This window comes from Sabulicella glaciei, assembly GCF_026183895.1.
Classification (GTDB): Bacteria; Pseudomonadota; Alphaproteobacteria; order Acetobacterales; family Acetobacteraceae; genus Roseococcus; species Roseococcus glaciei.
This window is the reverse complement of sequence record NZ_JAPFQI010000022.1, coordinates 35,600-60,622: the sequence shown is the minus strand read 5'-3', so window position 1 is coordinate 60,622 and position 25,023 is coordinate 35,600. Positions and strand designations below refer to the sequence as shown.

21 protein-coding genes and 4 pseudogenes are annotated in these 25,023 nt (G+C 66.3%); 11 read left to right on the top strand and 14 right to left on the bottom strand.

Translation table 11 applies throughout. The features are described from left to right. Nucleotides 1–91: 91 nt before the first annotated feature. Nucleotides 92–1,051 carry a LysR family transcriptional regulator gene (locus OF850_RS19760; protein WP_301592053.1) on the top strand — a complete coding sequence of 320 codons (960 nt, stop codon included), beginning with the start codon at nt 92–94 and terminating at the stop codon, nt 1,049–1,051. Here OF850_RS19760 and OF850_RS19755 read toward each other — a convergent pair. Then, entirely contained in the window at nt 1,039–1,740 is a 702-nt protein-coding gene (locus OF850_RS19755; protein ID WP_301592052.1) for a CBS domain-containing protein, read from the bottom strand. The genes OF850_RS19760 and OF850_RS19755 overlap by 13 nt on opposite strands. 206 nt (nt 1,741–1,946) lie before the next feature. On the opposite strand from OF850_RS19755, the gene OF850_RS19750 reads away from it, so the two are divergent. After that, nucleotides 1,947–2,498 carry an NADPH-dependent FMN reductase gene (locus OF850_RS19750; protein WP_301592051.1) on the top strand — a complete coding sequence of 184 codons (552 nt, stop codon included), beginning with the start codon at nt 1,947–1,949 and terminating at the stop codon, nt 2,496–2,498. Nucleotides 2,499–2,510: 12 nt separating this feature from the next. After that, complete coding sequence (locus OF850_RS19745) at nt 2,511–3,107, top strand: DUF421 domain-containing protein (protein WP_301592050.1); 597 nt, start codon at nt 2,511–2,513, stop codon at nt 3,105–3,107. Between the two features lie 348 nt (nt 3,108–3,455). On the opposite strand, the gene OF850_RS19740 is transcribed toward OF850_RS19745, so the two are convergent. The 4 genes from OF850_RS19740 to OF850_RS19725 all read right to left on the bottom strand — a co-directional run bounded on the left by OF850_RS19740 (nt 3,456) and on the right by OF850_RS19725 (nt 6,150). Beyond that, a complete protein-coding gene (locus OF850_RS19740; protein WP_301592049.1) occupies nt 3,456–4,508 on the bottom strand; it encodes an AI-2E family transporter in 1,053 nt (350 codons plus the stop codon). A gap of 9 nt (nt 4,509–4,517) precedes the next feature. Next, complete coding sequence (locus OF850_RS19735; protein WP_301592048.1) at nt 4,518–4,943, bottom strand: DoxX family protein; 426 nt, start codon at nt 4,941–4,943, stop codon at nt 4,518–4,520. Between the two features lie 136 nt (nt 4,944–5,079). Then, nucleotides 5,080–5,499: a response regulator gene (locus tag OF850_RS19730; protein ID WP_301592047.1), complete on the bottom strand. Its 420-nt coding sequence runs from the start codon at nt 5,497–5,499 to the stop codon at nt 5,080–5,082. Between the two features lie 159 nt (nt 5,500–5,658). Beyond that, on the bottom strand, nt 5,659–6,150 hold the full coding sequence (locus OF850_RS19725; protein ID WP_301592046.1) for an MgtC/SapB family protein: 492 nt from the start codon (nt 6,148–6,150) through the stop codon (nt 5,659–5,661). 137 nt (nt 6,151–6,287) lie between these two features. Here OF850_RS19725 and OF850_RS19720 point away from each other — a divergent pair, with 137 nt between their 5' ends. Further along, nucleotides 6,288–6,770 (top strand): OmpA family protein, encoded by a 483-nt coding sequence (locus OF850_RS19720; RefSeq protein ID WP_301592045.1) that lies wholly within the window; start codon nt 6,288–6,290, stop codon nt 6,768–6,770. Next, nucleotides 6,767–8,416, top strand: coding sequence for an arylsulfatase (locus OF850_RS19715; RefSeq protein WP_301592044.1), 1,650 nt, complete (start codon nt 6,767–6,769; stop codon nt 8,414–8,416). The genes OF850_RS19720 and OF850_RS19715 overlap by 4 nt, the downstream gene beginning before the upstream one ends. On the opposite strand, the gene OF850_RS19710 is transcribed toward OF850_RS19715, so the two are convergent. From OF850_RS19710 to OF850_RS19675, 8 genes and pseudogenes are all read right to left on the bottom strand, one after another. Then, a complete protein-coding gene (locus tag OF850_RS19710; protein WP_301592043.1) occupies nt 8,373–8,702 on the bottom strand; it encodes an RNA polymerase sigma factor region1.1 domain-containing protein in 330 nt (109 codons plus the stop codon). The genes OF850_RS19715 and OF850_RS19710 overlap by 44 nt on opposite strands. 64 nt (nt 8,703–8,766) lie before the next feature. Beyond that, entirely contained in the window at nt 8,767–9,054 is a 288-nt protein-coding gene (locus OF850_RS19705; RefSeq protein ID WP_301592042.1) for an RNA polymerase sigma factor region1.1 domain-containing protein, read from the bottom strand. Nucleotides 9,055–9,134: 80 nt separating this feature from the next. Next, the gene (locus OF850_RS19700) at nt 9,135–10,862 is read right to left on the bottom strand and encodes a SulP family inorganic anion transporter (protein WP_301592041.1); all 1,728 of its coding nucleotides are present in this window, start codon (nt 10,860–10,862) and stop codon (nt 9,135–9,137) included. Between the two features lie 331 nt (nt 10,863–11,193). Next, nucleotides 11,194–12,335 (bottom strand): annotated as a pseudogene (locus tag OF850_RS19695) (IS3 family transposase). 98 nt (nt 12,336–12,433) lie between these two features. After that, nucleotides 12,434–16,303 carry a PAS domain-containing hybrid sensor histidine kinase/response regulator gene (locus OF850_RS19690; protein WP_301592040.1) on the bottom strand — a complete coding sequence of 1,290 codons (3,870 nt, stop codon included), beginning with the start codon at nt 16,301–16,303 and terminating at the stop codon, nt 12,434–12,436. Nucleotides 16,304–16,607: 304 nt separating this feature from the next. Continuing rightward, on the bottom strand, nt 16,608–16,778 hold the full coding sequence (locus tag OF850_RS19685; protein ID WP_301592039.1) for a hypothetical protein: 171 nt from the start codon (nt 16,776–16,778) through the stop codon (nt 16,608–16,610). A 122-nt stretch (nt 16,779–16,900) separates the two neighbouring features. Next, on the bottom strand, nt 16,901–17,479 hold the full coding sequence (locus tag OF850_RS19680) for a hypothetical protein (RefSeq protein ID WP_301592038.1): 579 nt from the start codon (nt 17,477–17,479) through the stop codon (nt 16,901–16,903). Between the two features lie 1,230 nt (nt 17,480–18,709). Next, a pseudogene (locus tag OF850_RS19675) lies at nt 18,710–19,186 on the bottom strand (integrase core domain-containing protein); the annotation flags it as partial. Nucleotides 19,187–19,356: 170 nt separating this feature from the next. Between OF850_RS19675 and OF850_RS19670 the strand changes: the two are divergent. Together OF850_RS19670 and OF850_RS19665 are read left to right on the top strand one after the other, a co-directional pair. Next, the gene (locus OF850_RS19670) at nt 19,357–19,599 is read left to right on the top strand and encodes a hypothetical protein (protein ID WP_301592037.1); all 243 of its coding nucleotides are present in this window, start codon (nt 19,357–19,359) and stop codon (nt 19,597–19,599) included. 131 nt (nt 19,600–19,730) lie between these two features. Further along, the gene (locus OF850_RS19665) at nt 19,731–20,558 is read left to right on the top strand and encodes a glycosyltransferase (protein ID WP_301592036.1); all 828 of its coding nucleotides are present in this window, start codon (nt 19,731–19,733) and stop codon (nt 20,556–20,558) included. A 136-nt stretch (nt 20,559–20,694) separates the two neighbouring features. On the opposite strand, the gene OF850_RS19660 is transcribed toward OF850_RS19665, so the two are convergent. Beyond that, nucleotides 20,695–21,141 carry an Rrf2 family transcriptional regulator gene (locus tag OF850_RS19660; RefSeq protein ID WP_301592035.1) on the bottom strand — a complete coding sequence of 149 codons (447 nt, stop codon included), beginning with the start codon at nt 21,139–21,141 and terminating at the stop codon, nt 20,695–20,697. Between the two features lie 68 nt (nt 21,142–21,209). Here OF850_RS19660 and OF850_RS19655 point away from each other — a divergent pair, with 68 nt between their 5' ends. The 4 genes and pseudogenes from OF850_RS19655 to OF850_RS19640 all read left to right on the top strand — a co-directional run. Beyond that, the gene (locus OF850_RS19655; protein WP_301592034.1) at nt 21,210–21,362 is read left to right on the top strand and encodes a hypothetical protein; all 153 of its coding nucleotides are present in this window, start codon (nt 21,210–21,212) and stop codon (nt 21,360–21,362) included. Between the two features lie 83 nt (nt 21,363–21,445). Then, nucleotides 21,446–22,232, top strand: a pseudogene (locus tag OF850_RS19650) (IS5 family transposase). 129 nt (nt 22,233–22,361) lie between these two features. Continuing rightward, nucleotides 22,362–23,975 carry a hypothetical protein gene (locus OF850_RS19645; protein WP_301592033.1) on the top strand — a complete coding sequence of 538 codons (1,614 nt, stop codon included), beginning with the start codon at nt 22,362–22,364 and terminating at the stop codon, nt 23,973–23,975. A 7-nt stretch (nt 23,976–23,982) separates the two neighbouring features. Continuing rightward, a pseudogene (locus tag OF850_RS19640) lies at nt 23,983–24,937 on the top strand (IS3 family transposase); the annotation flags it as partial. Nucleotides 24,938–25,023 lie beyond the last annotated feature (86 nt).

Genomic DNA, 25,023 nt, shown 5'->3' with positions numbered 1-25,023 from the left:
AAGGCTGGATCCGCGGCGGAGCGGAGATCCCGCGAGTTGTGTTGAGCAATCCAAGCAGGAATTTTGCATTCAACCGTGCGAGGATGCCCCCATGGACACCGAACTCGCCCGCACCTTTCTCGCCATCGTTGCGTCCGGAAGCTTCGTGGGCGCCTCGGAGCGCCTGCACGTGGCGCAGACAACGGTCAGCGCGCGGATCCGCTCACTCGAGGAGCAACTCCGCCGGCCGCTTTTCGTCCGAAACAAGGCTGGCGCGGTGCTGACCTCGGCCGGCGAGCAGTTCCTTCGCCATGCGCCGCAAATGATCCAGCTCTGGGAGCGGGCGCGTCATGAAGTCGCCGTACCGCCGGGCCGGCGCGCCATGCTGGCGGTCGGAGGGGAGCTGAGCCTGTGGGAGCCGTTTCTGCGGGAGTGGCTGCTATGGATGCGCCGCTCCGCACCCGATGTCGCCCTGCGTGTGAGCGTCGGCCTCGCAGACGACCTGGCCAACCAGGTCGCAGGAGGAATCCTTGATCTGGCCGTGGTCTATGCGCCGCGCTACCGCGCCGGCCTGAAGATCGAACTCGTGGCGGAGGAACGGCTCGTCCTGGTGCGGACACCCGGACGGGGAGCCAAGAGTGATGACGATAACTACGTCTATGTGGATTGGGGGCCGGAATTCGCGGTGCGGCACGGCATGGCGTTTCCCGACAGGGCTGAGCCGGGCCTCCATGTCGGCCTTGGCCCCTTGGCACTGACCTACATCCTCCAAGCAGGCGGATCGGGCTACTTCCGCCTCGGCGCAGTCCGATCATTCCTGGCGGATGGCCAGCTCAAGCTTGTGCGGGGCGCGCCAGAGTTCATTTACCCGGCCTATGCTGTGTACGCCGAGAGCGGCGGGGATCGCGACTTGATGGAGACAGCCTTTGCAGGCTTGCGGCATGCGGCCCTCTTGTCGCAGGCGGGAGCCCCCCAAACAGGGGAACCGAGCAAGACGCGCGAGACCAGATCGCCTCGCCCGAAAGCTTCAAAGGCCGGCGCCCGACGCGCCAAGCGACGTCAGAGCGCCTGATAGAGCAACTCGGGCGGCATCACTGCGGTCTTGTCCACCACCTCCTTCACGCCGGGGACGCCCCAGGCCAGAACCCGAAGCCCGCGCTGGACCGCTGGGTCTCGCGAGAAGCCGTGGAAAGTGACCACGCCCGCGTCAACGGTGGCATCCGTGTAGGGGCTGTAGGCCCAGGATTCGCGCTGCATCGCCGCAACAACGGCGCGCTTGATGCGCTCGTCGGACGTCTCAGATGCCTCAGCTCTCGGTTCGTCGAGGGCTTGAAGCAGATCGGCACGGCTGACGATGCCGCACAAGCGCCCCGCCTCGACCACCAACACCCGGCGGACGTGTCGCTGCTCCATCAATGCGGCGATCTCGGCCACCGGAGTCTCCGGCGCGACGGTCACGAGGTCCGTCGTCATGACCTCCTCGGCCACGAAGCCGTGCGCCCGGGCATAGCGATCCGCCTCTTCAGACGGATCGGCGAATAGGGACTTGAACCAGGAGCGCGGCTTCTCGGCCATGGCGACGAGGCGACGCATAAGGTCGGCCTCCGTGACGATCCCGATCAGGGCGCCCTGCTGGTCGACGACCGGCACCGCCGAGATCCTGTGCTGCCGCAGCAGAGATGCGATCCTCAGGATCGACGCATCCGGCGGAACAACCACGACATCCGATGTCATCAAGGTCCTTGCGGTCGCGTTTTCCATGACTTCCTCCTGGTCGCTTGGTAAGTCATCGGTGGTCGTCTCCAGACTGGGACGCCACCCGAGCCAGAGACGCTGCCACAAGTAGAATTAGGGCTCCGCCGTGAAGCGGTCCAACGAAATTCAATGCACGATGAATGCGAAAACTCTGCGTTTATTCGGTCCACTCACTTGGATCGGGGCAAGCATTGGAAGAAGGGAGAAGCCGAATGACTCGCTACACCGTGGCTTTGCTTGTCGGATCGCTCCGCAAGGAGTCGCTGAACGCCAAGCTCGCCGGCGCGCTTGTGAAGCTGGCTCCGGCAGAGGTCAGTTTTCAACGCGTCGAGATAGGCGACCTGCCGCTCTACAACCAGGACGACGACGCCAACCCGGCGCCCCAGGTCGTCCGCCTGAAAGAGCAGGTGGCCACGACGCAGGGCGTGGTTTTCGTCACACCCGAATACAACCGCTCAATCCCTGGCGTCTTGAAGAATGCTCTCGACCACGGATCGCGGCCTTATGGGCAGAGCGTCTGGGCGGGAAAGCCCGCAGGCGTGATGGGCATCTCCCCGGGCGCGCCCGGCACGTCGATGGCGCAGCAGCATCTGCGCAACATCCTCGCCTATCTCGACATGCCGACGCTCGGGCAGCCCGAAGTCTTCCTGCAGGCCAAGGAAGGGCTGTTTGATGCCGATGGCAGCATCGGCGAGGGCAGCCGAGGCTTCCTGCAAGGCTGGATGGACCGCTACGTCGCTTTCCTTGGGCGCAACGCCGCCTAGAAAGGAGACCACGTGCTCGATTCCATAGGGCCTCTGATCCAGGCCATCCAGGAGGCGGCGGACTGGCTCCTGGGGCTGGACCGCAGCATCGAGGACGTCAGTTCGGGCCAGATGATGCTCCGGACCGTTCTGATCTACGGCCTCGCTCTGCTGCTGATCCGCATCGCCAGCAAGCGCTTCCTCAGCCAAGCGACAGCCTTCGACGTCATCGTCGCTATCATGCTCGGCTCCATCCTCAGCCGCGCCATCAACGGATCGGCACCCTTCCTGCCCACGGTTCTGGCCGCCGCCGCTCTCGTGGCGGTGCACTGGGTTCTTGCCTTCGTGGCCCTGCACACGAGCATCGGCTCGGTCTTCAAGGGCGAGCCGCAACTCCTGATCAAGGACGGACAGGTCCGGGAGGAAGCCATGCGGGGGGCCAAGATCACCTCCGCGGACCTCGACGAAGCCCTGCGAATCAACGCCAAGCACACAGATCGTTCAAGAATCAGGCGGGCCTATCTTGAGCGCAACGGCAGCATCAGCGTCATCCCGTATCCAAGCGAGCCGCAGGTCCTGGAGGTCTCGGTCAAGGACGGAGTGCAGAGCGTCCGCATCAAGCTCGAGTAAGGCCTTTCGCTGCCCTGCCGCTCAGGCTCTCATGGGAGAGTGGCTGGGTGGATCGCTCGCGGGGAACGAGCCGTCGGAAGCTTCGTCCACCTCATCCCAAGGCTCGCGGGGCGGCGAGCGCATCGCCTCCGGGCCCGCCGGGCGGATGTCGTTGAAGTGCCGCGTCGGACCGTCATGAGCGTCGGCCGCCTCCAAGGCATCTCGCCTCCATTGGCCGCTTCGCTTGACCACGATGGCGAGGATCACGAGGCTCGCCGCAAGGGCAATGATCCCCGCGATCGGGAAACTGTTGCGTTGACCCATCATCGCACGGCGCCTCCCGACGACCTGGCCATTGAACGGGGGGCATCATGGGCGGTTGCCGGTGTCCCGTTCAGGCTCCCCACCACCATCCTGATCGCCCAGCGCGTCCTCGACGTAGAGCATCCGGATCAGGATCATCGCCACCAGCAGAAGCGGGGTCGCGAAGAGGACGCCATAAGTGCCGAACAGGACACCAAGGCCGACGATGGCGAGGATGCCCAGCGCCGGCGGGATGGCAACGGCCCGTCGCTGCAACATGGGCGTCACGACGTAGCCCTCGAGGCTTTGGATCACGACAACAAGGACCAGTGTTTGGAGCGCCTCGGTCGGCCCTTGGGCGAAGGCCACCAGCACGGCAGGCACGCCGGCCAGGATAGGACCAAGGTAAGGCACGAAGTTCAGCAGGCCCGCCAGGATGCCGAGCGCCAGCGCCAGAGGTATGCCCAGAAGCATCAACCCGGCGGCCGTGGCGACCGCAGCAATGAGCATGGCGATCGACTGTCCCAGGATCCATCGCCAGAGCCCGGTGCCCATCGCCTCAAGTACCTCCGCCGCTCGCGCACGCCGGGCGGGCGGCACGAGACGCAGCAGTCCATTGCGGTAGGAACCGGGGTCGGCGGCAAGGAAAAGCGCCACCACCAACACGAGCAGCAGGTCCGAAAGAGCGTTGAAGACCGTGCCGACCAAGCCCGTGGCCAGGCTGAGCAAGGTGGCGGGCCGGGGGCCCGTGCCCGCCTCGACTAACTCGCGTCCCCAATCGAAGCGTTCAAGAAAAGCCCGGAACTGAGCCAGCGCCCCCGGCAGGGTGCGCCACAGTTCGCCGAACTGCTCGGCGACCCGGGGACCTACCGAGACCGCGAAGGCCACGCCGAGGCCGATGGATGCGATGACCACAACGGCCAGGGCGGCACCGGCCGGCAGCCGCGTCCACCGCGACAGCCCTACGGCCAGATTGCGCAGCAGCACGGCCACGAGCACGCCGCCAAAGCCGAGCAGCAGCACGTTTGACAACTGCCAGGCCACGAAGATCAGAATGGCAGCCAACAGAACGACCAGAAGCGCGCGGGTGCGATCCGTGAAAAAAGCTCCGTCGCGCATCGCCGGACCTCAGCCTAGAGACGATTTTCGTCCGTCGTCCGCCCTCCGCCCCCATGCTTCATCGAAGCTCCAAGCGCCGGGGCCTGTGAAGACGAGGAGCAGGAAGACGAAGCAGTAGAGGATGGCGGCATCGCCCCCATTGAGCAGGGGGTAGTAGTTCCGGGGCGCGTGGAACATCCAGTAGGCCACTGCCATCTCACCGGACAGCAGGAACGCCACCGGACGCGTGAACAGGCCAACGAGAACAAGCAGGCCGCCCGCGAACTCCATCACGGCCCCAATCCAGAACAGGGAGAAGACTTCGGGCAGTCCGCTGCCAGGCGGGGCAGGAAAGCCGAACAGCTTCTGCGTGCCGTGCAAGATGAAAATGGACGCGGCCGCGATGCGCAGCGCCGCGAGCGCGTAGGGAGCAAAGCGGTCGAGGCGGTCGGCCATTGCCATGAGTTGACCCTCCGGGCGACGGTGCCGTGGTGCGGCCTTCGCGGGTCTTGGCCCAGGAAGGCCGCAGCAAGGCAATACCGGTTCGGCCATACCGTTGCGGCCGCCCCGCCTCGACAAACCTCGCCGCCGATCAAGCTGCGAGAAGCTCTTCCTCGACCACGGCCTCTGCCGGAACGGAAAGGTGTTCGTCCAGCCCCAGCAGGTGCAGCGCTTGATCCAAAGGCACGGGCTTGGGCAGCCACGGGACCGCCCGGAAAGCCAAGGGAACGCCAGCGCGACGGAAGGCGCCCGCGAACACAAAGGGAAGGCGCCTGCGCCACAGGATGGAGGCCACCGGAAACACCAACTCGCCGTGGAGATCCACGTCCAGGACCGCGGCAGCGATCCCCTCCTCGCGCTCCAGCATCCGCAGCGCGGCGGAGAGCGTCCCAACGGGGCCTACGACCCTCACACCGGCCGCTTCAAGCGACCGCGCGAGTGCGCTGGCGAGCGTGTAATCGTCCTCGACCACCAGCACCTTGGGGCTGGCGGCGGTCCTGTTCAGGTTCATTGAGAGGTCTCGGAGTTCCTGTCTTGGCCATAAGGCCGGCCCTTGCGCGCGGTCCACAGGAAATACGTAGTCTTACTTAAAAGAGAGCCGTCGCTCAGGAGCAAGAAACAGTGCCAAGACCGGAGCCAGCGTGTGCGCTGCGGGACTGTATCGGTCACTTTACCGGTCCTTGTCGCTCTCCTCTGTGGCTGCACGAGCGGCGTATTCGTCGGTGAAGGGCCGGCTGAGGATCAGGACCAGGACCACGCTGAGGCTGAAAAGCCCGCCGAGCCAGAGAAAGCCCATGCCACAGGTGATCCCAATCGCGCCGGCCCCCAGGATGGAGGCCGCGGATCCTGCGCCGTGGACCACATGCTTCTCCCGGAACAGAGCACCGGCCGCGATGAAGCCGATGCCCGTCAGGATGCCGCTCACCACCTTGGCCGGGTCGACGGAAAGCTGCGGGTCGTCGGTCCGGTAGGCCAGTTCGACGATGCCCATCATCAGGACGCAGGCCCCCAGCGCGATGATGACAAAGGGGCGGAAGTCGATCGGCTTTTTGTGCACGAAGCGCTCGACGCCCAGCGCAAGGGACAGAAACAAGGCCGCCCCAATCCGCACCAGGGTCTCCACCCAGGAGAGGTGGACTGGATTGAAGGCACTGATCTCCATGGCCGATGAACACTTCGGCAAAGCCGGGGTTTGGCTGGGCTTTGCCTCGTCACAGGCAGGGGTGATCCTGAACGGACCTTCATGAACGACATGTTGAGAACTGACTACAGTTCCTGCGCCCTGGGAGAGACGCCGCCGTGCACCCCGCCTCCGCCCTCGCCATGCTTGCCGTCACCGCCCTGGTTGCCTGCGCCCCCACCGAAGAGGCACCCACCGCCGCCGTAGCGACCGCTCTGACCGCCGCGCCCACGGTACCCGTGGCTGCCGCCGCCACCCCTGCCCTTTCGGCGCCGACAGGCCGATCGGCGCTCCCAGTCTTCTTTTCCTCATGGTCGGCCGACATCGACAACCCGGCAAAGGAGGCACTGCGCGAACTGGCAGAGCTGGCCAAGGAACGCCCCTCCGCGCGGCTACGCATCTTGGGTTACACCTCCCCGCGCGGCACCGACGAGGCGAACAGCCTGTTGGCCCGCCTTCGGGCCCGCGTCGTCTACGACTTCCTGGTGGCCGAGGGCGTGCCGGCAAACCGCCTGCGGCGCGTCAATCGTGGACCGACGGCCGGGATGGGAGACCTGGAAAGCCGAAGGGTCGAGGTTCGGTTGGATGGGAGTGGACGATGACAGTCCACCTTGAGCCGCTGAAGCGGCCCAACATCCTCCTGATTGTCGTGGACGACATGGGCTTCTCCGACATCGAGCCCTATGGCGGCGAGATCCGCACGCCGGTCCTCCAGGCCCTGGCGGAACAAGGCACGCGGTTCCGCAACTTCCACGTCTCCTCGCTCTGCGCTCCTACGCGCGCCATGCTTCTGACCGGCGTGGACAACCACCAGGCAGGCCTGGGCACCATGCCGCCCTTCCATTCAACGAACCAATATCTGCAGCCTGGCTACGAAGGACCGCTCAACCACCGCGCGCTGACCCTCGCGGAGATCCTGAAAGCCGAAGGCTTCCGCACCTACATGTCCGGCAAGTGGCACTTGGGCGAACTGCCCGGCTACCGGCCGGAAGATCGGGGCTTCGAACGGGTCTTCTCGTTCCTGGCGGGCGGTGTCAGCCACTTCCATGACGCTCGGCCCCTGAGTGCCGCGGAGGCCACACACAGCCGCTACGACGAAGACGGCCGAGACGTCACGGAGGAGCTTCCCGAGGGCTTCTTCTCGTCCGATTTCTACGCCGACAAGATGATCGCTTACCTGTCCGAGCAGGAGGACGACGCGCCTTTCTTTGCCTATCTCGCCTTCACCGCGCCCCACGACCCACTGCAGGTGCCCGACGCCTGGCTCGACAAATACCGGGGCGCCTATGACGGCGGCTACGACGCCATCCGCGACCGCCGGCTGGCCCGGATGAAGGAGCTGGGCCTCGAGCCGGAGGGGCTGCCGCCCAATCCAGGCAGCGGCTTGTTTCCCGCTTGGGATGACCTGGACCCGCAGGAAAAGGCCGAGCAGGTGCGCAAGATGGAGATCTATGCGGCCATGGTCGAGAACATCGACCACAACATCGGCCGTGTATTCGACCTGCTCAAGCAGCAGGGCAAGCACGAGAACACCCTGATCCTCTTCTTCTCGGACAACGGGGCGAACCCCAAGGAGCCACATTTCTACCCGCCCAACACCGAGGAGCAGATCGAGCGCGACTTCGACAACAGCCTCGAGAACATGGGACGGATCGGCTCATTCATCTCCCTGGGCGGGGGCTGGGCCGAGGTCACCAACACACCGCTCTCCTACTTCAAGACCACGACATACGAAGGCGGCACGCAGGTTCCGCTGATCCTGGCAGGGCCCGGCATCGGACGTGACGGCATCGACACCTCGCAGCTGCTGCATGTCTCGGACCTCGTGCCCACCATCCTCGACTTCGTGGGCGTGAAGCGCCCCGAGGAGCGCGACGGCAAGCCCCTGGCTCCGATCTATGGCCGGTCGTGGAAGCCCTACCTCACGGGCGCCACCCACACGCCGGTTCGGGGGCCGTTCGACGCCCTGGGCTTCGAGATGTTTGAATGCCGCACCGTCCGAAAGGGCGACTGGAAGCTGATCTTCGTCCCGCCGCCCTATGGGGAGAATGACTGGCAGCTCTACAATCTGCGCGACGACCCGCGTGAGATGAACAATCGGGCGGAGCAGGAGCCTGCCAAGTTCAAGGAACTGATGGCCGATTGGGAGGCCTACGCGGCCTCCGTCGGCTACATCAAGGCCGGTGCCAAGAAGCAGCTCGACGTCATGTCGCCGGAAGAATTCTATCAGTATCGAGGGCTGGATTAGCCTCTGAGTTCAGCTGAGCTTCCGCCCCGCATTGCAAGGGAGCGGGGCTCAGCGGTCCGCGTGGGCCGTTGGGGGCCGCCTCGCCGTCCTCCGGCCCGTCGCCCTTCTCGACGACCTTGATGCCCTCATCCGCGAACCATGCCAGGGTGTCCTCGATCAGCTCCGGGTGAGCCACGCCGCTCGGCAGCGTGGCGTTCAGCTCGCCAACGGTGACGTATCCCCGCTTCTTGCCGGCCACCATGAGGCGCCGCAAGGCGGCCGACTCTGCGTTCAGAAACACCATCATCGGGACTCTCGCGCCCGGCCAAGGGCGGCGAGCCGGTCCAGATCCGGGCCCCACGCATCGGAAGTCATCGGTTCCTCCCGCTGTCAAAGGGCGCCTCCGCACCCGATTGCAAAGGCCGAGGGCCAAGCGGCCCACCGGGGCTCTCGGCGCCCGCTGCGCCATCCTCGGGCCGGGCCCTTGCGTCGATGTTCACCCCCATCTCCGACAGCATCACCATGACAGCGCTCACCTTCTCCGAAGGCATCTCGGTGCAAGGCAACGCATCGCGCAGTTCGGCGACAGTGATGTAGCCCCGCTTCCGGCCCAATTCGACGAGCCGGTCCAGAGCGGGCTGCCATGCGTCAAAAGTCATCCTGCCCCTCCTGCTACCAGGACCGGAGCGACACATGGGATGCAGCCCGGGGCCGCGCCATGCCGCAGGACTGACCGCATTCAAGATTGGGTCCGCTGGTCTCCCGTGGCGCTTGCCGCTTTGCCGCCGCCGACCTCCTCGGCGGGTGGTCCATCCCCGTCGTACCGCCACACCTTGGCATCCTCCATGGCCTCGCGGGTCGAGGCCCCAAGGCGGTCCGTGGCCGCGTAGAGGGCCACCTCCTTGTCCTCCGAGAGCCGGCACACCCGGATGAGCGGCTCCATGATCGCGGGATCGAGGCCCGTGAGGTAAAGGCGGCCGCCCGCAGCCTTCAGCCGGCCCGCGTATTCCTTGAGCACCTCCACCAGCGTCGCACCGACGTGGCTGTGCCCGCGCAGGCGCAGGATGACCACCGGGCGATCGGCGCCCTCCGGCGCGGGAAGCAACCTGGCCAGCGTGCGCGCGCCGGCAAAGAACAGGCTGCCGTAGACATTGATGACCATCACGGCATGGCGATGGCCCAGCTTGGTAGGAACGTCCGTCTCCACCATTGCGCCGCTCTTTTCGCGTCGCAGCTGGCGCAGCCGGACGTCGTTGCCGGCTCGCACCACCGCGAGCACCGTGGAAAGGACAATCCCAACCAGGATCGCGATGGTCAGCGAGAAGACGATGCCTGCGAGGAAAGTGACAAAGGCCGCGATCCGTGGCGTCCAGCCCACTGCCCAGATCGCGCGGGCATCGTCCACATCGATGGCCCCAATCCCAGCGATGATCATCAGGACCGCGAGCGCCGTCATCGGCACGAAGCCCACCGGCCTCGAAAAGAACAGCAGGATCAGCAGCAGGAAGACGCCGCAGGCCACACTCGCCCAGCGTGTCTGCGCGCCCACGGACATATTGAGCGCGGTCTGCCCGACTGAGCCGCCGGCAGGGATCCCTCCGAATGCGCCAGCGGCGAGATTGCCCGCCCCCTGCGCCAGGAGGTCCCGGCCCACGCTGATGGGCTTGCCGTCGATGTTGGTGAGGCTTTGGCTGACCCCGGCGCCTTGGATGGCGATGATCGCGGCCACGGAAAAGGCGCTCAGGATGAGATCCGGGGTGATCAGCGACAAGGCAGGAATCCCCGGAAGGGGAAACCCCCCTTCCATCCCCCCGGCATCCGCCACCACCCGGACCTCTGACCAGCCCAGCCACAGGACCAGAAGAGCGGGGACGATCATGGTGATGATCGAGGCAAAGGTGGCGAGACGCGTGCGCGCGAGAATGAGTGCCAGCGCGAAGGCCACCGCCCCCACGATCACCGTCCGCAGGTGAACGTCGCCCAGATTGGTCAAAAGGCTCCAGAACTGAAAGAGCGTATTCCCCTCGGGCGGGTCATAGCCCGCGAATGGGATGGTCTGATCCATGATGACGACGCAGGCCACGCCGATCAGGAAGCCGGTCATGACGGCGTGGGAGACGTACTTCATCAGCCGGGCGGCGCCCAGTAGCCAGAACAAAGCCAGGAAGGCACCAGTCGCGACCGTCACGAGAGCGATTGCATCCATGCGCTGCTCATCGGGAACACCGCTGATTGCTTGCCCAGCCGCAAGGGCCGAGGCCGCGGTGGCCGAGATGAACATCCGCTGGGCAGACACCAGGAGGCCGCCCGCGGATGGAGCAAAGATGCTCGTGTAGATGCCGGCGATGGGGTTCACCCCGGCCAGGGATGCGGTGGCGAGCCCTGAAGGGACGCTGGCCACGGCGCCTACGAGGCCGGCGATCAGATCTTTGACGAGGTTCCCACCTTTTCCTGTGTCCTCACTCATCGCGCCGGCGCCTTTCGCCCTCAGCAGGCATCGCTCTGCGCCAAGCCCGTCTCGGCTCCGGTCACGGATACCTATGCCAAATCATGCTAGGCTCGAACAAATCGGAGGCGCAACGTTCTCGTGGCACCGTAAACAGGACGCGCCCGCGACTGCCTTTCCAGACTTCTATTGCAAAATCGGGCCACCGTCATTCCGGTGGCATACCTCGGCGACTGAAGTTCAGGTGCGGCCGCAGTCCAGGCTTCTTCCTGAAGGTCGCGGCCGACCTCCTCTCCGAACCCGAAGCAGAGGAGAGGTTGACCAGCCCCCACGAGGAGGGCCAAGCAAATTTTCAGTGGAGCATGGCTGTCGCCGAGCCTGAGCCAAATGGTGCATTCGAGGGCGGCGGCCATGGCAGCAGGAGCACTTGTGGTGCGGGTGGCCGGTAGCCCAGCGCCGAGTGCGGCCGGACAGTGTTGTAGTGGTGTCGCCACTGCTCGATCAGAACCTTCGCCTCGGTCAGTGTGTGGAATACCTCCGCATTCAGCAGCTCGTCGCGCAGCCTGGCGTTGAAGCTCTCCACATAGCCGTTTTCCCAGGGGCTGCCTGGCTCGATGAACGCCGTCTTGGCGCCCACGCCACTGATCCAGCCCCGCACAGCCGTGGCCACGAACTCAGGGCCATTGTCCACGCGGATGACATCTGGCGCACCACGGCAGGCGGCAATCGCCTCCACGGCCTCCACCACGTGCTCGCCGCGGATGCCCCCGTCCAACACGATCGCCAACGCCTAGCGCGTGAAGTTGTCCACCAGCGTCAGGGCGCGGATCCGGCGTCCGTCGAACAGCGCGTCGGAGACGAAGTCCATCGACCACTGCTGGTTCGGCTTGGCCGCAACCTCGCGCTCCCCTCGTCGGGCCGCGGACACATGACGCCGCGGACGCTTGCGCCGCAGGCTCAGGCCTGCCAGGCGATACAGCCGGTAGACCCGCTTCCTGTTCACGGCCCAGCCCTCGCGCCGCAGCAGGATGTGGATGCGCGGATAGCCATAGCGGACGCGCACCGCGGCGATCTCGCGGATCCGCAACCTCAGGGGCGCCTGGTCGCCGCGGGTGGCTCGGTATCGCTGCGAGGAGCAGTGAAACCGCAGCGCCGCGCAGCCACGCCGTTCGCTCACCCCGAACCGGTCCTGCACGTGCTGGACCAATTCGCGACGACGACCAGGCGTCAGGGCTTTTTTGCCAGAACCTCTTGGAGTATGGCCTTGTCCAAGCTGAGGTCGGGCACGAGCTTTTTGAGCTTCGTGTTCTCCTCCTCGAGCTGCCGGAGCTTGCGCAGCTCCGACGGGCCGAGGCCGCCGAACTTCTGCTTCCAGCGGAAAAACGTCGCCTCCGACACGCCCATCTTGCGGCAGACCTCGGCCACCGCCGTGCCCAGCTCCGCCTGCTTCAGGGCGAAGCCAATCTGCTCCTCGGTGTAGCGGCTCTTTCGCATCATCCAGCCTCCGGTCAGGTCAGCAATCCTGCCCGAAAAACTCTCACAATGGCTGGACCAGTTTTCCGGTCTAGGGTCACCTTCCGCGCACAGGTATCCTAAAAAGCTGCAGGTCCCCCTTGCTCAATCATGTCGCGGATGCGCGTGGCGAGCGCCTCAATGGCAAACGGCTTCGTGATCATCTGCATGCCGGGCTCCAGGAAGCCGTTCGCGATGGTGGCGTTCTCAGCGTAGCCCGTCATGAACAGCACCTTCAGGCCAGGGCGGTGCTGCCGTGCGTAATCGGCAAGCTGGCGCCCGTTCAGGCCGGGAAGGCCGACATCGGTCACGAGCAGGTCGACATGCATATCGGACTGCAGAAGCTTGAGACCAGATGGCCCGTCGACTGCCTCGACGACCCGGTATCCAAGCTCCTGCAGCACGTCGACGACGAGGTCGCGCACCGCCGTCTCGTCTTCGACAACAGCCACCACCTCGCCCATTTGAGCGCTATGGGCCTCCAGCACCTCGCCCGGTCCTTCACCGGCATCCTCGCCCTCGCCGTAGTAGCGCGGCAGATACAGCTTGACTGTCGTGCCCTGTCCCACTTCGGAGTAGATCTTCGCATAGCCTTCCGACTGTCGCGCGAAACCATAAATCATCGACAGGCCCAGCCCCGTGCCCATGCCGATCGGCTTGGTTGTGAAAAACGGGTCGAAGGCCTTGGCGATCACGTCCGGGCTCATGCCGGATCCGGTGTCCGTCACGCAAATGCAGATGTACTGGCCAGGCTTCACCTCGCGGCTCTTCGCGGCGTAGGCAGTGTCGAGATGCGCGTTGCATGTCTCGATGGTGAGCGTCCCGCCACCGGGCATGGCATCACGCGCATTGATGGCGAGGTTCAGGATCGCACTCTCAAGCTGGTGCGGATCGCAGAGCGTCTGCCAGAGGCCACCGGCCGTGACCATCTCCAGCCGGATCGCTTCCCCGATGGTGCGGCGAAGGAGTTCCTCCATGCCGGTGACAAGCCGGTTGGCGCTGACGGGCTTGGGGTCGAGCGGCTGGCGGCGTGAGAAGGCCAGCAAGCGGTGCGTGAGCGCGGCCGCCCGGTTAGCCGACGTGATCGCGATCGTGGTGTACCGCTCGATGATGTCCGTCTCGCCCTTGGCAATGCGCCGTTGCATCATGTCGAGTGAACCGATGATGCCGGTGAGGAGGTTGTTGAAGTCGTGGGCGATGCCGCCTGTGAGCTGCCCCACGGCCTCCATCTTTTGGGACTGGCGCAGGGCTTCCTCCGTCTTGGCGCGCTCCGTCACCTCCTCCTCGACCCGCCGCTCAAGCGTGTCGTTCAGCTCGCGCAGCTGCTCCTCCGCGCGACGGCGCTCCTTGATCTCGCGCTGTGCGGCCTGGAACAGGCGCGCGTTGTCGGTTGCGATCGCTGCCTGCCCGGCCAGGCCGAGCATGAGCCGCTCGTGGCGTTCGGTGAAGCGGCCCGGCTCCGGGTGGCCGAAGAACAAGCCACCGACCACCTCTCCTGAACGGGAGGTCACCGGCACGGCCAGGTAGCTCCGGACCGGCAAGTGGCCTTTTGGCATGCCGTGGTGCGGCTCATTCTTGCCGTATCGCACATCGGCCAGGATATCTTCGGACCGGATCACGCCCTCTCCCTGGAAGGTCGGCCGGAACACCGCCGTCGCCCGCGGCATCGGGAAACCCTCGAAGGCAGCCCTTTCCACGCCCGAGAGCGTGTAGAGCATGTAGCTCTCGCCCGCCTCACCGAGCACGTTGCGGAAGAACGCGCCGAAGGCAGCACCGGTCAGCTCGACCCCAGCATCGGCGACCATCTGTATGACACGCTCAAGATCCAGTTCCCCTGCAAGGGCCGCCCCGGTCTGATTGAGGGTTTCCAGCGTGCGCGTCTCCTCGGCAAGGCGCTCGTAGGCGGACCGACGGTCAGCTTCGCGCTCCTTCTCATCGGCGATGCTGCGCACCTCGATCACGGTACCGACTGGCTCTCCCTCGTCGTCCAGGACGGGGCTTGCCGTGAAGGCCACCGGGTAGAAGGACCCGTCCGGCGCGACGAACAGCTCCTCGCCTGACATCTGCGCCCGCTCTGGGAAGGCGCGGTCGATGGGGCACTCCTCGAGGGGGTAATGGGAGCCGTCGGGACGCTTGTGATGGACCACGTCGTGCAGCGGACGGCCCCGCATGTCCTCGAAGCGGTAGCCCGTCAGCTTCGCGGCCGCCGCGTTGGCGTAGACGCATTGCTGCTGGTGATCCATCAGAAACACCGCCTCGCGGGTGTTGGCGAGGATCGCGTCCAGTCGGCGCGAGGTTTCAGCCAGCTCGATCTCGGCACGCTTGCGGTCGGTGATGTCGAAGGTAACGCCAGAGAAGCGGGTGGCACGGGCGTCCTCGTCAGAGAGACAGCGTCCGCGCGCAACGACCCAGCGCATCCCGTCATCGCGACCCAGAGTGCGGTACTCGGCACGATAGTCGCCGCCGGTCTGCACGGCTTCCTTCATCAATCGGCCCACCCTGTCCCGGTCGTCCGCATGGACGCCCGCGACGTAATCGGCCATGGGACGGCCTTCATTCGCTGCCCTGGGATCAAGACCATACATCTCGGCGAAGTGTGGGCTCGCATAGACACGGTCGGCCGCCACATCCCAGTCCCAGGTCCCAATTCCTCCCGCCGCCTCAAGCGCAAAGCGGAAGCGCTCCTCGCTCACCTTCAGGGCTGCCTCGGCCTGCTGACGTTCCGTCTCATCCCGCCCAATCTTCAGGAAGCCGGTGGTCCGGCCCTGGCCGTCGTGGATCGGGCGCACCGACCCATTCACGAAGACCAGGGTGCCATCCTTGCGAAGGTGCCAGCGCACGTCTGGCGCAGAACCCTCGCGCTCGGCTGTGGCGACCTCCCATTCCGGCCGGTCTACCTCCCGGTCCTCGCGGGTGAATAGGATGTCGGATACCTGGCCTAGAACCTCATCGGCGGTGTAGCCGAAGGTGGCTTCGGCCCCTGCGGACCAGCTCGTGATCCGCCGCTCGAGGTCGGTGGTGAGGATGGCATGATCGCGCGCGCCTTCGATCACGCCGCGCAGCTGTTCCTCGCTCGCGCGCAGGCGGTCCTCGGCCCGCTTGGCCTCGGAAACATCGCGGTAGAAGATCGCGAGACCGTCCGCGACCGGGTAAGCCCGCACATCGATCCAGCTCGAGCGGCCGTCGTCTTCCCACTCGTACCGGTGCACGAGACTGACGGACGCCCTTTCGACCATGGCCCGCTTGTAGAGCCGTCCGAGTTCGCTGTCCTCCGTGCCTGGCCAGACTTCCCAGTGCACCCGCCCGATGATCTCATCGCGCGGGCGATGCTCCAGGCGCATACCTTCGGCATTGATGTCGAGCACGCGGAACTCGTAGTCGAGCAGCACGAAGCCTTCCGCCATGCCGTCGAGGACGCGCCGGCTGCGGTCGCGCTCCTTGTGCAGCTCGCGTTCGGCGCACACGCGCTCAGTTGTCTCGGTCACGACCGCTAGCACACCGGCCGGCCGGCCACTCTCGTCGAGCACTGGCGAGTAGGCTAGGTCCATCCAGACCTGCTCGGGGTATCCATGGCGATGGAGGGTGAGCTCCTGGTCCTTGTAGGCAAGCGTTCCGCCCGCCAGGACCGCATTCATCACATGGTCGTGGAAATCGGCGACTTCCGGCCAACCTTCCCGCAGATTGGAGCCCAGAAGCTCCGGATGTCGCGCCCCTGCGAACACGGAGTAAGCATCATTGTAGAGCATGACGCCGTGCTCGCCCCACAGCATCACCATGGGCACCGGCGAGCGCAGCAGGAGGGCCGTAGCCGTCTTGAGGCTCTGCAGCCAGGTTTCGGTCGGGCCTAGGCTCGTGCGTGACCAGTCGCGGGCCGCGATCAGGGCGCCGGTCTCGCCACCTCCGTCCAGAAAGCCAGTCTCTGGCCTCGCGGCACCTGGTGCGTCCGTCACTCGTGTGCCCTCGGAGGTGTGTACGAATGTTCTAATAACCACGAAGGAGCGCCGGTGGGCACCCCATCTCGCTCGGGGCGCCGCTCCTGCCGCAAGCGGCCCTGGAATGCGACCGAGAGGCCAGGGCCGATGCGACAGTTTCGCGTTCGCGGAATCTATCCGTGGTCGGGAAGGTGCTGCAGAGCCCTAAGCAGATTTGATCGCATGGCTGACTTGCCGACATTCTGAACGCCAGCCAGCACCGCATTCGCCGCAAGTTCGGCCGCGCTGTGGGCGCTCGCCGGGACAAACGGCACCCCGTCCCCTACACGGGCCAGCGTCCCTCGCGCACCATGGCCGGGAAGGCACCGATGATGCTCGGGATCGCCGGCAGCTCCAGAGGCAGCGCCGGAGCCGAGACTGCGCCGGTGAACAGCGCCTCCGTGCGTGGCGTGCGGCCGAGTGCGACGACCAGCGGCGTCCCAGCTTCCGTCATTGGTGTGCTCCCTGGGCAGTCCGTTGCAGACCAGGCCATCAGGGTCAATCGGTGCGCCATGCGCGACGCTCCGGTGCTCCCTCATGACGTTGGGACGGAACCCTCGCATCGTCTGGAGTGTCTCAGGGCGATGAGGCAGCGAATGCCCGCTCCAGATCGGCCAGGACGGACTGCTCCGCCTCCGAGATCTTGGACCCAAGTCCCAGGAAGCCGCCTGCTGCCTCCGCCACGGCACGAGCATGGCCCAACAGCGCGGCTCTGAGCGCGTCGCGGGCATCCTGCCCCAGCGTCGGCGCCAGCGCCCCGATGTACGCCTTCCAAGACATAAGCAGATCGGGTGACGGCTGCCTCGTGAGCCATCCTTCAAACATCTGGTAGCCCGGGTCGCCCTTGGTCAGCCCGAGCCCCTCGGCTCCGGACAGGGCCGCGGCCCGCTCCCGTTCCTCGATCCGGCCGTCCGCCCAGGCGATGGCCACGAGCGGAATTAGGGAGAGGGCAGCCGCTGTCTCGCCGGTGATGCCGAGCGCTTCCAGCCTCTCAAGCGTGGCGTGGTCGGTGATGCCGGACGCGGACGATAGCGCTTTTCGCCGGGATCCTGTCTCGTCGGCCTCGCGCAGCCGGCGGCGGAGGAGCGCGTCCTGCTCCGCAAAGAACGCATCTTCCAGGCCCTTCTTGCGCCCTGCCAGAAAGTCCTCGCTCAATTTGGCCCCTCCCCTGATTTATGACTGTGCTCTGAGCACGACGGTCGTAACCCGGTGCCTGAGGCATCGCGTCAGCCGATCGGTGCGCTCCCCCTTGTGAGAGGAGCGAATGCACAGCGTAGCAGGCGGCCCGCCAGACCGCCTAGGTCTGCCGGACAGGCTGAGGTCGCCCGTGAACCGTCGCCGCAGCGCGTTTGACCAGCACCGCTGGCCGGGTGCCGGAATGGTGTATCGCAGGCGAGGCGGCGGTTCGGCTGCGCGGGGCGCGCCGCCGCGATTTACCCGAACGGCAAGACGGTGGCTCAAACTGGGCTCGAGAGGCGTGTCCTCGCAGGTTTCAAGGAACGGCTGCTCTGGCCGCGAGGCGATCGCGGTGGCTTTGGAGAAGGCCCGGCTGGCCCAGGTTTCGCGAAGGCGCGAGGCGATGCCGAGGAAAGCCGGCTGCGCCGGCGCCTATGCAAGGCGACGCTCTCCCTAGACCGCTTCGTCGATGCCGTCGCTGAGGGCACTCCCGCCCGGCAGATGCGGGATCGCATGCAAACGTTGGAGGAGGAACGGACGGCCATCAAGGCGCGGCTATCGGATCTGGCGAAATCCCACACTGAGGTCCCCGCCAAGCCCCATCTGGCGCTGGCCGCGGCCAATCGGCGCAAGGTTAAGGAACTGGAGCAAGTACTGGGCGGCGATAGTGCGGAGGCCCGCGAGGCGTTGCAGATGGTGCGGAGCCCTGATCCGACCGCACGAAGACAGAGACACCGATCCGCACCTCATCGCCAGCGGCAGAGCTGGACCACCTTCGTGAGATTGTTCAGCACAGGACGGCAGGATGTCCGCTCAAATGTGATGCCAAGAGCCTCCGCGCTTCCTCCTTCGTAGAAGGCGGGATCTTCGAGAAGCACAAAGACTGGCCCGGGGTGCGAGTGGACCTCCCGCACCACACGTGCCGCATAGCTGGCTTGATCGCGGGTCTCACCGGCCCACTCCGCATTGAGCTCGCCAATGAATCGCACGCCCGACGCTTTCAGGAAGGGGGGCAACAAAGGAAACGGCAGGGCCTAGGAGGACAGCCAGCGAGCCTTCGGGCATTGCCATGGGGGCCACCGCGACAACGGTGGCTCCCCGAGGCGGACCCTCCCAGCAAAACGCCTCACGTGGGTGAGCGGGGTAGTCCGTGAACAAGGAGCAACCGCCGAAGACTGACCAGCCCCACGAGCGGGTCCAGGCGAATTTTTAATGGAGCATGGCTGCGGCTTGGCCTGAGTTGGAGGAGGGTGGGCCTGCGGGAAACGGCGGACATGATGTCAGGAGCGCCTCGGGTGCGGGTGGGCGGTAGCGCAGCGAGGAGTGTGGCCGGTCAGTATTGTAGTGCCGTCGCCATTGCTCGATGAGGATCTTGGCCTCGGCCAGCGTGTTGAACACCTCCATGTTGAGCAGCTCATCGCGCAGCTTGCCGTTGAAGCTCTCCACTTAGCCATTTTCCCAAGGGCTACCGGGCTCGATAAACGCCGCCTTGGCGCCGACGCCGCTGATCCAGCCCTTCACGGCTGTGGCTGCGAACTCCGGCCCATTGTCTGAACGAACATGGCTCGGAGTGCCGCGCAGGATGAACAGGTCGGACAGCACGTCGATGACGTCCGTTGCCTTGAGCTGGCGGCCGACCCGGATCGTCAGGCGCTCGCGGGTGAACTCGTCCACCACGTTCAGCAAGAGCGGGATTGGCTCGAGAGCTGCAGGGTCCAGATTTGGGCCAGTGGATGCATTCAGGCTTACGGGCATGCGAAAGTCCCTGTCCTGTCTGTGCAGAGTCTAGCATGCTTCGCCATTGGGAGCGGATCAGAGCGGACCTCAAGCCAAACGCAGTGAACTTGGAGGCAGACATGGATCCGGATTGCCCAGGGCAGCGCAAGGCGATTGTCGCGTTGGTCAGCGAGCGTGGCGCCGGAGACAAGCCGCCCGTTCTTGCCCTCGCGGCCGCACTCCGGAACCGCGGCCACACCGTGCACGTGCTGTGCGACGGCGATGTCGCCGACGCGGCCCGACCGACCGGGCTGGCAATGCTGGGGCTGCCGCAGGCCCTGCGTCAGTCCGCATTCTACGATCCTTTCCATTTCCGCGCATGATGGGGCGCGGGGAGACGATCGAAGCCAACACGCCCGATCCACTGGCTGCGTGGGCGGAAGCCTGTCTCCCCGACGCCCTCGCAATGCTCCGTCCTCTCGGCCCAGCCTTGCTGCTGAGCAGCCTGTTCTGCATGGGCCTGGCCGAGCGCCTGGCCAAGGCGCTTGGTTCTCCCTGGGTGCTCGTGAACCCGAGCTTCTACTTCGGCGACGACGCCCGCCGCCCCTGGGAGGAAGACTTCCCCGGGCTCGGGGCAGGTGCATTTCGGCACTGGCTCCTGCCCCTGGTGCAGCGTGCGACTGCCGTCCTTCACGCGACCGACCCCGTCTATGATCCGCCGCCGCTCCACCTGCCCCGGAACCACCACTACGTCGGTCCACTCGACCTGGCGCCAGCGCCCACTCCAGGGGACACCGCGTTCTTGCATGAGGCAGGAAATCCCTGGGTCCTGGTCACACTCAGCACTCTGCCGCAGTCGGGGGAGATGGCGATCGCCCGCGCCGCCCTCGCCGCGCTTGCAGACCGGCCCGTGAGGGTTCTGGTCACGCTTGCGCCCGGACATCCGCTGGAGGAACTCGGCCCCGCCCCACCGAACGCGCGGATCAGCGGCTATGTGCCTCACGGCCCCGTTCTGGACAAAGCCTGCCTGCTTGTTGGTCACGCAGGGCACGAAATGGTCATGCGCGGCTTGCGGCATGGCGTGCCAATGGTCCTGGTTCCCTGGGGCCGCGATCAAGCGGGCGTCGCCGCCCGGGCCGCGGCGATGGGCGTGGCTGAGATCGTTTCGCGGAGCGATTGCACTCTGGAGCGGCTGGCCGAGGCGGTCAGCCGAGTGCTGGCGGAGCCGAGCTATGCGGGGGCAGCGCGTCAGGCCTCTGCGCGGCTGCGCGCAGTGGACACGCTTTCGCGTGCCTGCGAGGTCGCGGAAGAGGTGGTGAAAACTCATGCTCAGTCATTATGAGGGTCGGAGGGCAGCAGCCTCTCCGCTCAGACGTGGCTGCCGCCGCAAGGAGTGACGGCCCCGCTAGGCGCAATCAGGCTTGATCACGATTTTTTCATCCGGCGATCTGCATCGCGCGGAACGGGACCGTGGAAGGTCAGAGAGCTATCCCTAGCAGTCCGCGCAACTCGGCCTCGGGCTCAGCTATCGCCTCGAGCGTCGTGTCATCCAGCACCCCAAGGAAAGCCTCTCGGGCGGTGTGCAGCGCATGCTTGAGACGGCAGGCGGGCAAGATGGCGCAGCATCCTCCACCGAAACAAGGCACCAAGGCAAAGTCGGGTTCGAGGCGGCGTACAACCTGCCCGACTGTGATCTGGTCCGCTGATCTTGCCAGGACCAAGCCGCCTCCCCGGCCGCGTACCGTGTTCACGAAGCCTTCCTGACCGAGCAGCTGAGCCACTTTCATCAGGTGGTTCTCGGAGATGCCATACGCCTTCGCGACTTCGGAGATCGTCACCCGTCCCTGCGGCCTCAGCGCGAGGTGCATCAACATCCGAAGTGCGAAGTCAGTGAGGGTCGTGAGGCGCATGCCGATAAGATGCATGATTGATATTGCTTTACAAGCTTGCTCCGCTATAAGATGCACGAACGAGACACCTTATGAGGCTTTCCATGAACCCGACGCAACTCTTCCTGCTGCCTGGAAACCTCGTCAGTGACGTCTTGCACGTGGATGAAGCTGACAGCCGCACGATGATTCGGACCCTCGTGAACATGCTGTTCTGGAACCTTGTGGTCGTCTTGTCGGTGCTGCCCTTCATCTGAGAGGCCGGACCCTGATAAGGCTTGGCATCGATGCGGCGGCCTTAAAACCGGGGACGAAACCTGATCTTGGTCGTTAAGGGGCGATGGCAGCCCTTCTTGTTCCTGACGATCTCTGGGCGGCGATTTCGCCCTTGTTGCCGGCCGATCCACCGAAGCCGCAGGGCGGACGCCCGCGCGTTCCGGACCGGGTGGCGCTGGCGGGATCCTGTTCGTGCTGCGCACCGGCATCCAGTGGCGCGACGTGCCCGCCGAGATGGGCTGCAGTGGCAAGACCTGCTGGCGCCGGTTGGTCGAATGGCACGCGGCTGGGGTCTGGCGCGCCTTGCATCGAACGCTGCTGCAGCGGCTGCGCCACGCCGACCGGCTGGACTGGAGCCGGGCGTCGCTCGACAGCGCCTCCGTGCGCGCCAAAGGGGGGGTGCGGAGACGGGGCCCAATCCGACGGGCCGCGGCAAGGCGGGCACCAAGCGGCACCTGGTCGTCGATGGCGAGGGCACGCCGCTCGGCCTGACGCTGAGCGGGGCCAACCGGCACGACAGCCGGATGCTGCCACCCACCTTGGACACTGTGCCGCCGGACGGCGGGCGGCAGGGCCCTCCGTGCTGTCGACCGCATAAACTCCACGCCGACAAGGGCTATGATCATCGCCGGTGCCGCCGCGAGTGTCGCGCCCGCGGCATCGTCCCGCGCATCGCAAGGCGCGGCATCGACAGCAGCGAGCGGCTCGGCCGTCATCGGTGGAAGGTCGAGCGAACCTTCGCTTGGCTCGCCCAGTTCCGCCGCCTGGCCATCCGTCATGAGCGCCGCGCCGACGTGCATCTCGCCCTCACCGTCCTCCGCCTGCGTCAGGTCAGGCGGTTTTGCTCCTGACTTTAAAGGGTGCCATCCCTCATCGATGCTCAGGCGGAAAGATTTCCTTGGCATGAATGCCCAGGGCAGGATTAACCTCCCTGCTGCCAGGGGCCCGACCCAGGCGGCCTCGGCCCGGAGGACGCCGTCATGCCGTATCCTGTCTTCGCCCGCGCGCTGCTCGCCGCTGGTCTCGCCGCTGCGCCGCTTGCCGTCTACGCCCAGTCGCACGATCACGGCCATGCAGGGGGCGGCGCCGCCGTGCTCGGCCGCGTGCACTTCCCCGTGCAGTGCTCCCCCGAGGCGCAGGCCGCCTTCGACGAGGGGATGAAGCTGCAGCACTCCTTCTGGTACCAGGCCGCCGGCCAGGCCTTCCAGCAGGTCCGGCAACACGACCCGGGCTGCACCATGGCCTATTGGGGCGAGGCGCTGTCCCTGCTGACCAACCCCTACAGCCCGCCCTCCCCGGAGAATCTGCGCCGGGGCCGCACCTTGCTGGACGAGGCGCGGCGCGCTGGCGCGCGGAACGAGCGGGAGGCCGCCTACGTGGATGCGCTTTCGCAGGTCTTCGCGGGCGACGATTTGACGCAGCACCGCGCGCGGCTTGGCGACTTCCGCGACGCGATGGGCCGGCTGCACGCCCGCTTCCCCGATGACGCCGAGGCGGCGATCCAGTACGCGCTGCTCCTGGGCGTCGCCGCCTCGCCGGCCGACAAGACCTATGCCGACCAGCTTCGCGGCGCGACGATCCTGGAGGCGGAATGGGAGCGCCAGCCGGAGCATCCGGGCATCGTCCATTACCTCATCCACCTCTACGACTACCCGCCCCTCGCGGCACGTGGCGTCCGTGCCGCCGAGCGCTACGCGACGCTGGCCGCCGACGCAGCGCACGCGCTGCACATGCCCTCGCACATCTTCACCCGGATCGGCCGCTGGGAGGGCTCGATCGAGAGCAACCAGCGCTCGGCCGAGCGCGCCGTCGCCACGGGCGATGTGGACGGCGAGTTCCACGCACTCGACTACATGGTCTACGCCTACCTGCAGACCGGCCAGGACGAGGCTGCGCGGCGCGCCCTGGCGTCGGCTGGCCGCGCGCGCTCGGCGCAGCCACCGCGCAACACCCATGCCTTTGCCGCGGCTGCCATGCCGGCGCGGCTGGCCCTGGAGCGCGGTGCTTGGCCCGAGGCCGCTGCATTGCCGGCCCCTACCCAGGCGGGAGCGTACCCTTACACCAATGCCTTGACGCATTTCGCGCGGGCCATAGGGCTGGCCCGCTCCAGCCGGCCAGCGGAAGCCGCCGCCGACATCGACGCCTTACGCCACATCGCCGAGGCGCTTCGCGCGCGCGACGCGTACTGGGCGGAGCAGGTGGATATCCAGCGCCAATCCGCCGAGGGCATCGCGCTCCTCGCGGCGGGCCGGAACGAGGACGGCCTTGCGGCCCTGCGCATCGCTGCGGAACGTGAAAGCCGCACCGACAAGCACGTGGTGACCCCGGGCCCGCTGGCGCCGGCGCGCGAGTTGCTGGCAGAGGCCTTGCTGGAGACGGGCCACCCTGCGGACGCGCTGCGCGAGTTCGAAGCCGTCCAGCAGACCGAGCCGCGCCGCTTCCGCGCCGTCGCGGGCGCCGCGCGTGCGGCGGAGCAGGCAGGGGATCCCGCCACGGCACGCCGGCACTACGCCGCGCTGCTGGAGATCGCGCCCAACGCGGATGCCACCCGCGCGGAACTGGCTCAGGCACGCGCCTTCGTCAGCACGCGATGATCCGAGATCCGAGGCCACGTTCTTTCGATGGAAGCAGAAGTACGGCGGCCTGGGACCGTCGGAACTTCGACAGCTTCGCCAGTTCCAGGAGGAGAACACCAAGCTGAAGAAGCTCGTGGCCGACCTGAGCCTGGACAAGGCCATGCTCCAAGAGGTGCTGGCAAAAAAGCCGTGACGCCTGGTCGTCGTCGCGAACTGGTCCGGCACGTGCAGGACCGGTTCGGGGTGAGCGAGAGGCGGGGATGTGCGGCGCTGCGCTTCCACCGCTCCTCCCAGCGCCCTCGCGCCACCCGTGACGACCAGACACCTCTGAGACTGCGGATCCGCGAGATCGCCGCAGTGCGCGTCCGCCCCGGCTATCCGCGCATCCACATCCTGCTGCGGCGCGAGGGCTGGCCCGTCAACAGAAAGCGCGTCTATCGGCTGTACCGGCAAGAGGGGCTGAGCCTCCGACACAAGCGACCCAGGCGGAACGTGATGGCGGCACGCCGGAGCAAGCGGCCAGCGGCGACGCGTCCGAACGAGCAGTGGTCCCTGGACTTCGTCTCAGACGCGCCCTTCGACGGACGCAGGATCCGGGCCCTGACACTGGTCGACAACCACACGCGGGAGGCGCTGGCGATCGTGGTGGATAGCGGCATCCGCGGCGTGCCCCGCCTCTCTCGCGTGGATAACCGTCCGGAGTTTGTCTCGAAGGCGCTGGACCGCTGGGCCTACAGCGCGGTGTGACGCTCGACTTCAGCCGGCCCGGCAAGCCCACCGACAACTGCTTCGTAGAGTCCTTCAACGGGCGGCTGTGGGACGAATGCCTGGACACGCATGGGTTCTTGTCGCTCGAGGACGCCAGGAGCAAGATCGAGGCCTGGAGGCAGGACTACCATGCGTTCCGGCCTCACACTGCCCTGGGGCACCTGACGCCCCAGGAATTTGCTGCCAAAGCAGCCCGGAAGGGCTGCCGATGAAGCCCGGAAGCTCTCTCCCTTCGGGCGGACCAGTTTCGGGTCCACAGTCACTGGGACCATTGAACGTGAAACGCGCTGGTGTGCTG

What these genes read in the sequence shown, in the direction of transcription:
- OF850_RS19760 (WP_301592053.1), top strand. Translation starts at nt 92, where the DNA reads ATGGACACCGAACTCGCCCGCACCTTTCTCGCCATCGTTGCGTCCGGA.
- OF850_RS19755 (WP_301592052.1), bottom strand. Translation starts at nt 1,740, where the DNA reads ATGGAAAACGCGACCGCAAGGACCTTGATGACATCGGATGTCGTGGTT.
- OF850_RS19750 (WP_301592051.1), top strand. Translation starts at nt 1,947, where the DNA reads ATGACTCGCTACACCGTGGCTTTGCTTGTCGGATCGCTCCGCAAGGAG.
- OF850_RS19740 (WP_301592049.1), bottom strand. Translation starts at nt 4,508, where the DNA reads ATGCGCGACGGAGCTTTTTTCACGGATCGCACCCGCGCGCTTCTGGTC.
- OF850_RS19735 (WP_301592048.1), bottom strand. Translation starts at nt 4,943, where the DNA reads ATGGCCGACCGCCTCGACCGCTTTGCTCCCTACGCGCTCGCGGCGCTG.
- OF850_RS19730 (WP_301592047.1), bottom strand. Translation starts at nt 5,499, where the DNA reads ATGAACCTGAACAGGACCGCCGCCAGCCCCAAGGTGCTGGTGGTCGAG.
- OF850_RS19725 (WP_301592046.1), bottom strand. Translation starts at nt 6,150, where the DNA reads ATGGAGATCAGTGCCTTCAATCCAGTCCACCTCTCCTGGGTGGAGACC.
- OF850_RS19715 (WP_301592044.1), top strand. Translation starts at nt 6,767, where the DNA reads ATGACAGTCCACCTTGAGCCGCTGAAGCGGCCCAACATCCTCCTGATT.
- OF850_RS19710 (WP_301592043.1), bottom strand. Translation starts at nt 8,702, where the DNA reads ATGATGGTGTTTCTGAACGCAGAGTCGGCCGCCTTGCGGCGCCTCATG.
- OF850_RS19705 (WP_301592042.1), bottom strand. Translation starts at nt 9,054, where the DNA reads ATGACTTTTGACGCATGGCAGCCCGCTCTGGACCGGCTCGTCGAATTG.
- OF850_RS19700 (WP_301592041.1), bottom strand. Translation starts at nt 10,862, where the DNA reads ATGAGTGAGGACACAGGAAAAGGTGGGAACCTCGTCAAAGATCTGATC.
- OF850_RS19685 (WP_301592039.1), bottom strand. Translation starts at nt 16,778, where the DNA reads ATGACGGAAGCTGGGACGCCGCTGGTCGTCGCACTCGGCCGCACGCCA.
- OF850_RS19670 (WP_301592037.1), top strand. Translation starts at nt 19,357, where the DNA reads ATGGATCCGGATTGCCCAGGGCAGCGCAAGGCGATTGTCGCGTTGGTC.
- OF850_RS19665 (WP_301592036.1), top strand. Translation starts at nt 19,731, where the DNA reads ATGGGCCTGGCCGAGCGCCTGGCCAAGGCGCTTGGTTCTCCCTGGGTG.
- OF850_RS19660 (WP_301592035.1), bottom strand. Translation starts at nt 21,141, where the DNA reads ATGCATCTTATCGGCATGCGCCTCACGACCCTCACTGACTTCGCACTT.
- OF850_RS19655 (WP_301592034.1), top strand. Translation starts at nt 21,210, where the DNA reads ATGAACCCGACGCAACTCTTCCTGCTGCCTGGAAACCTCGTCAGTGAC.
- OF850_RS19645 (WP_301592033.1), top strand. Translation starts at nt 22,362, where the DNA reads ATGCCGTATCCTGTCTTCGCCCGCGCGCTGCTCGCCGCTGGTCTCGCC.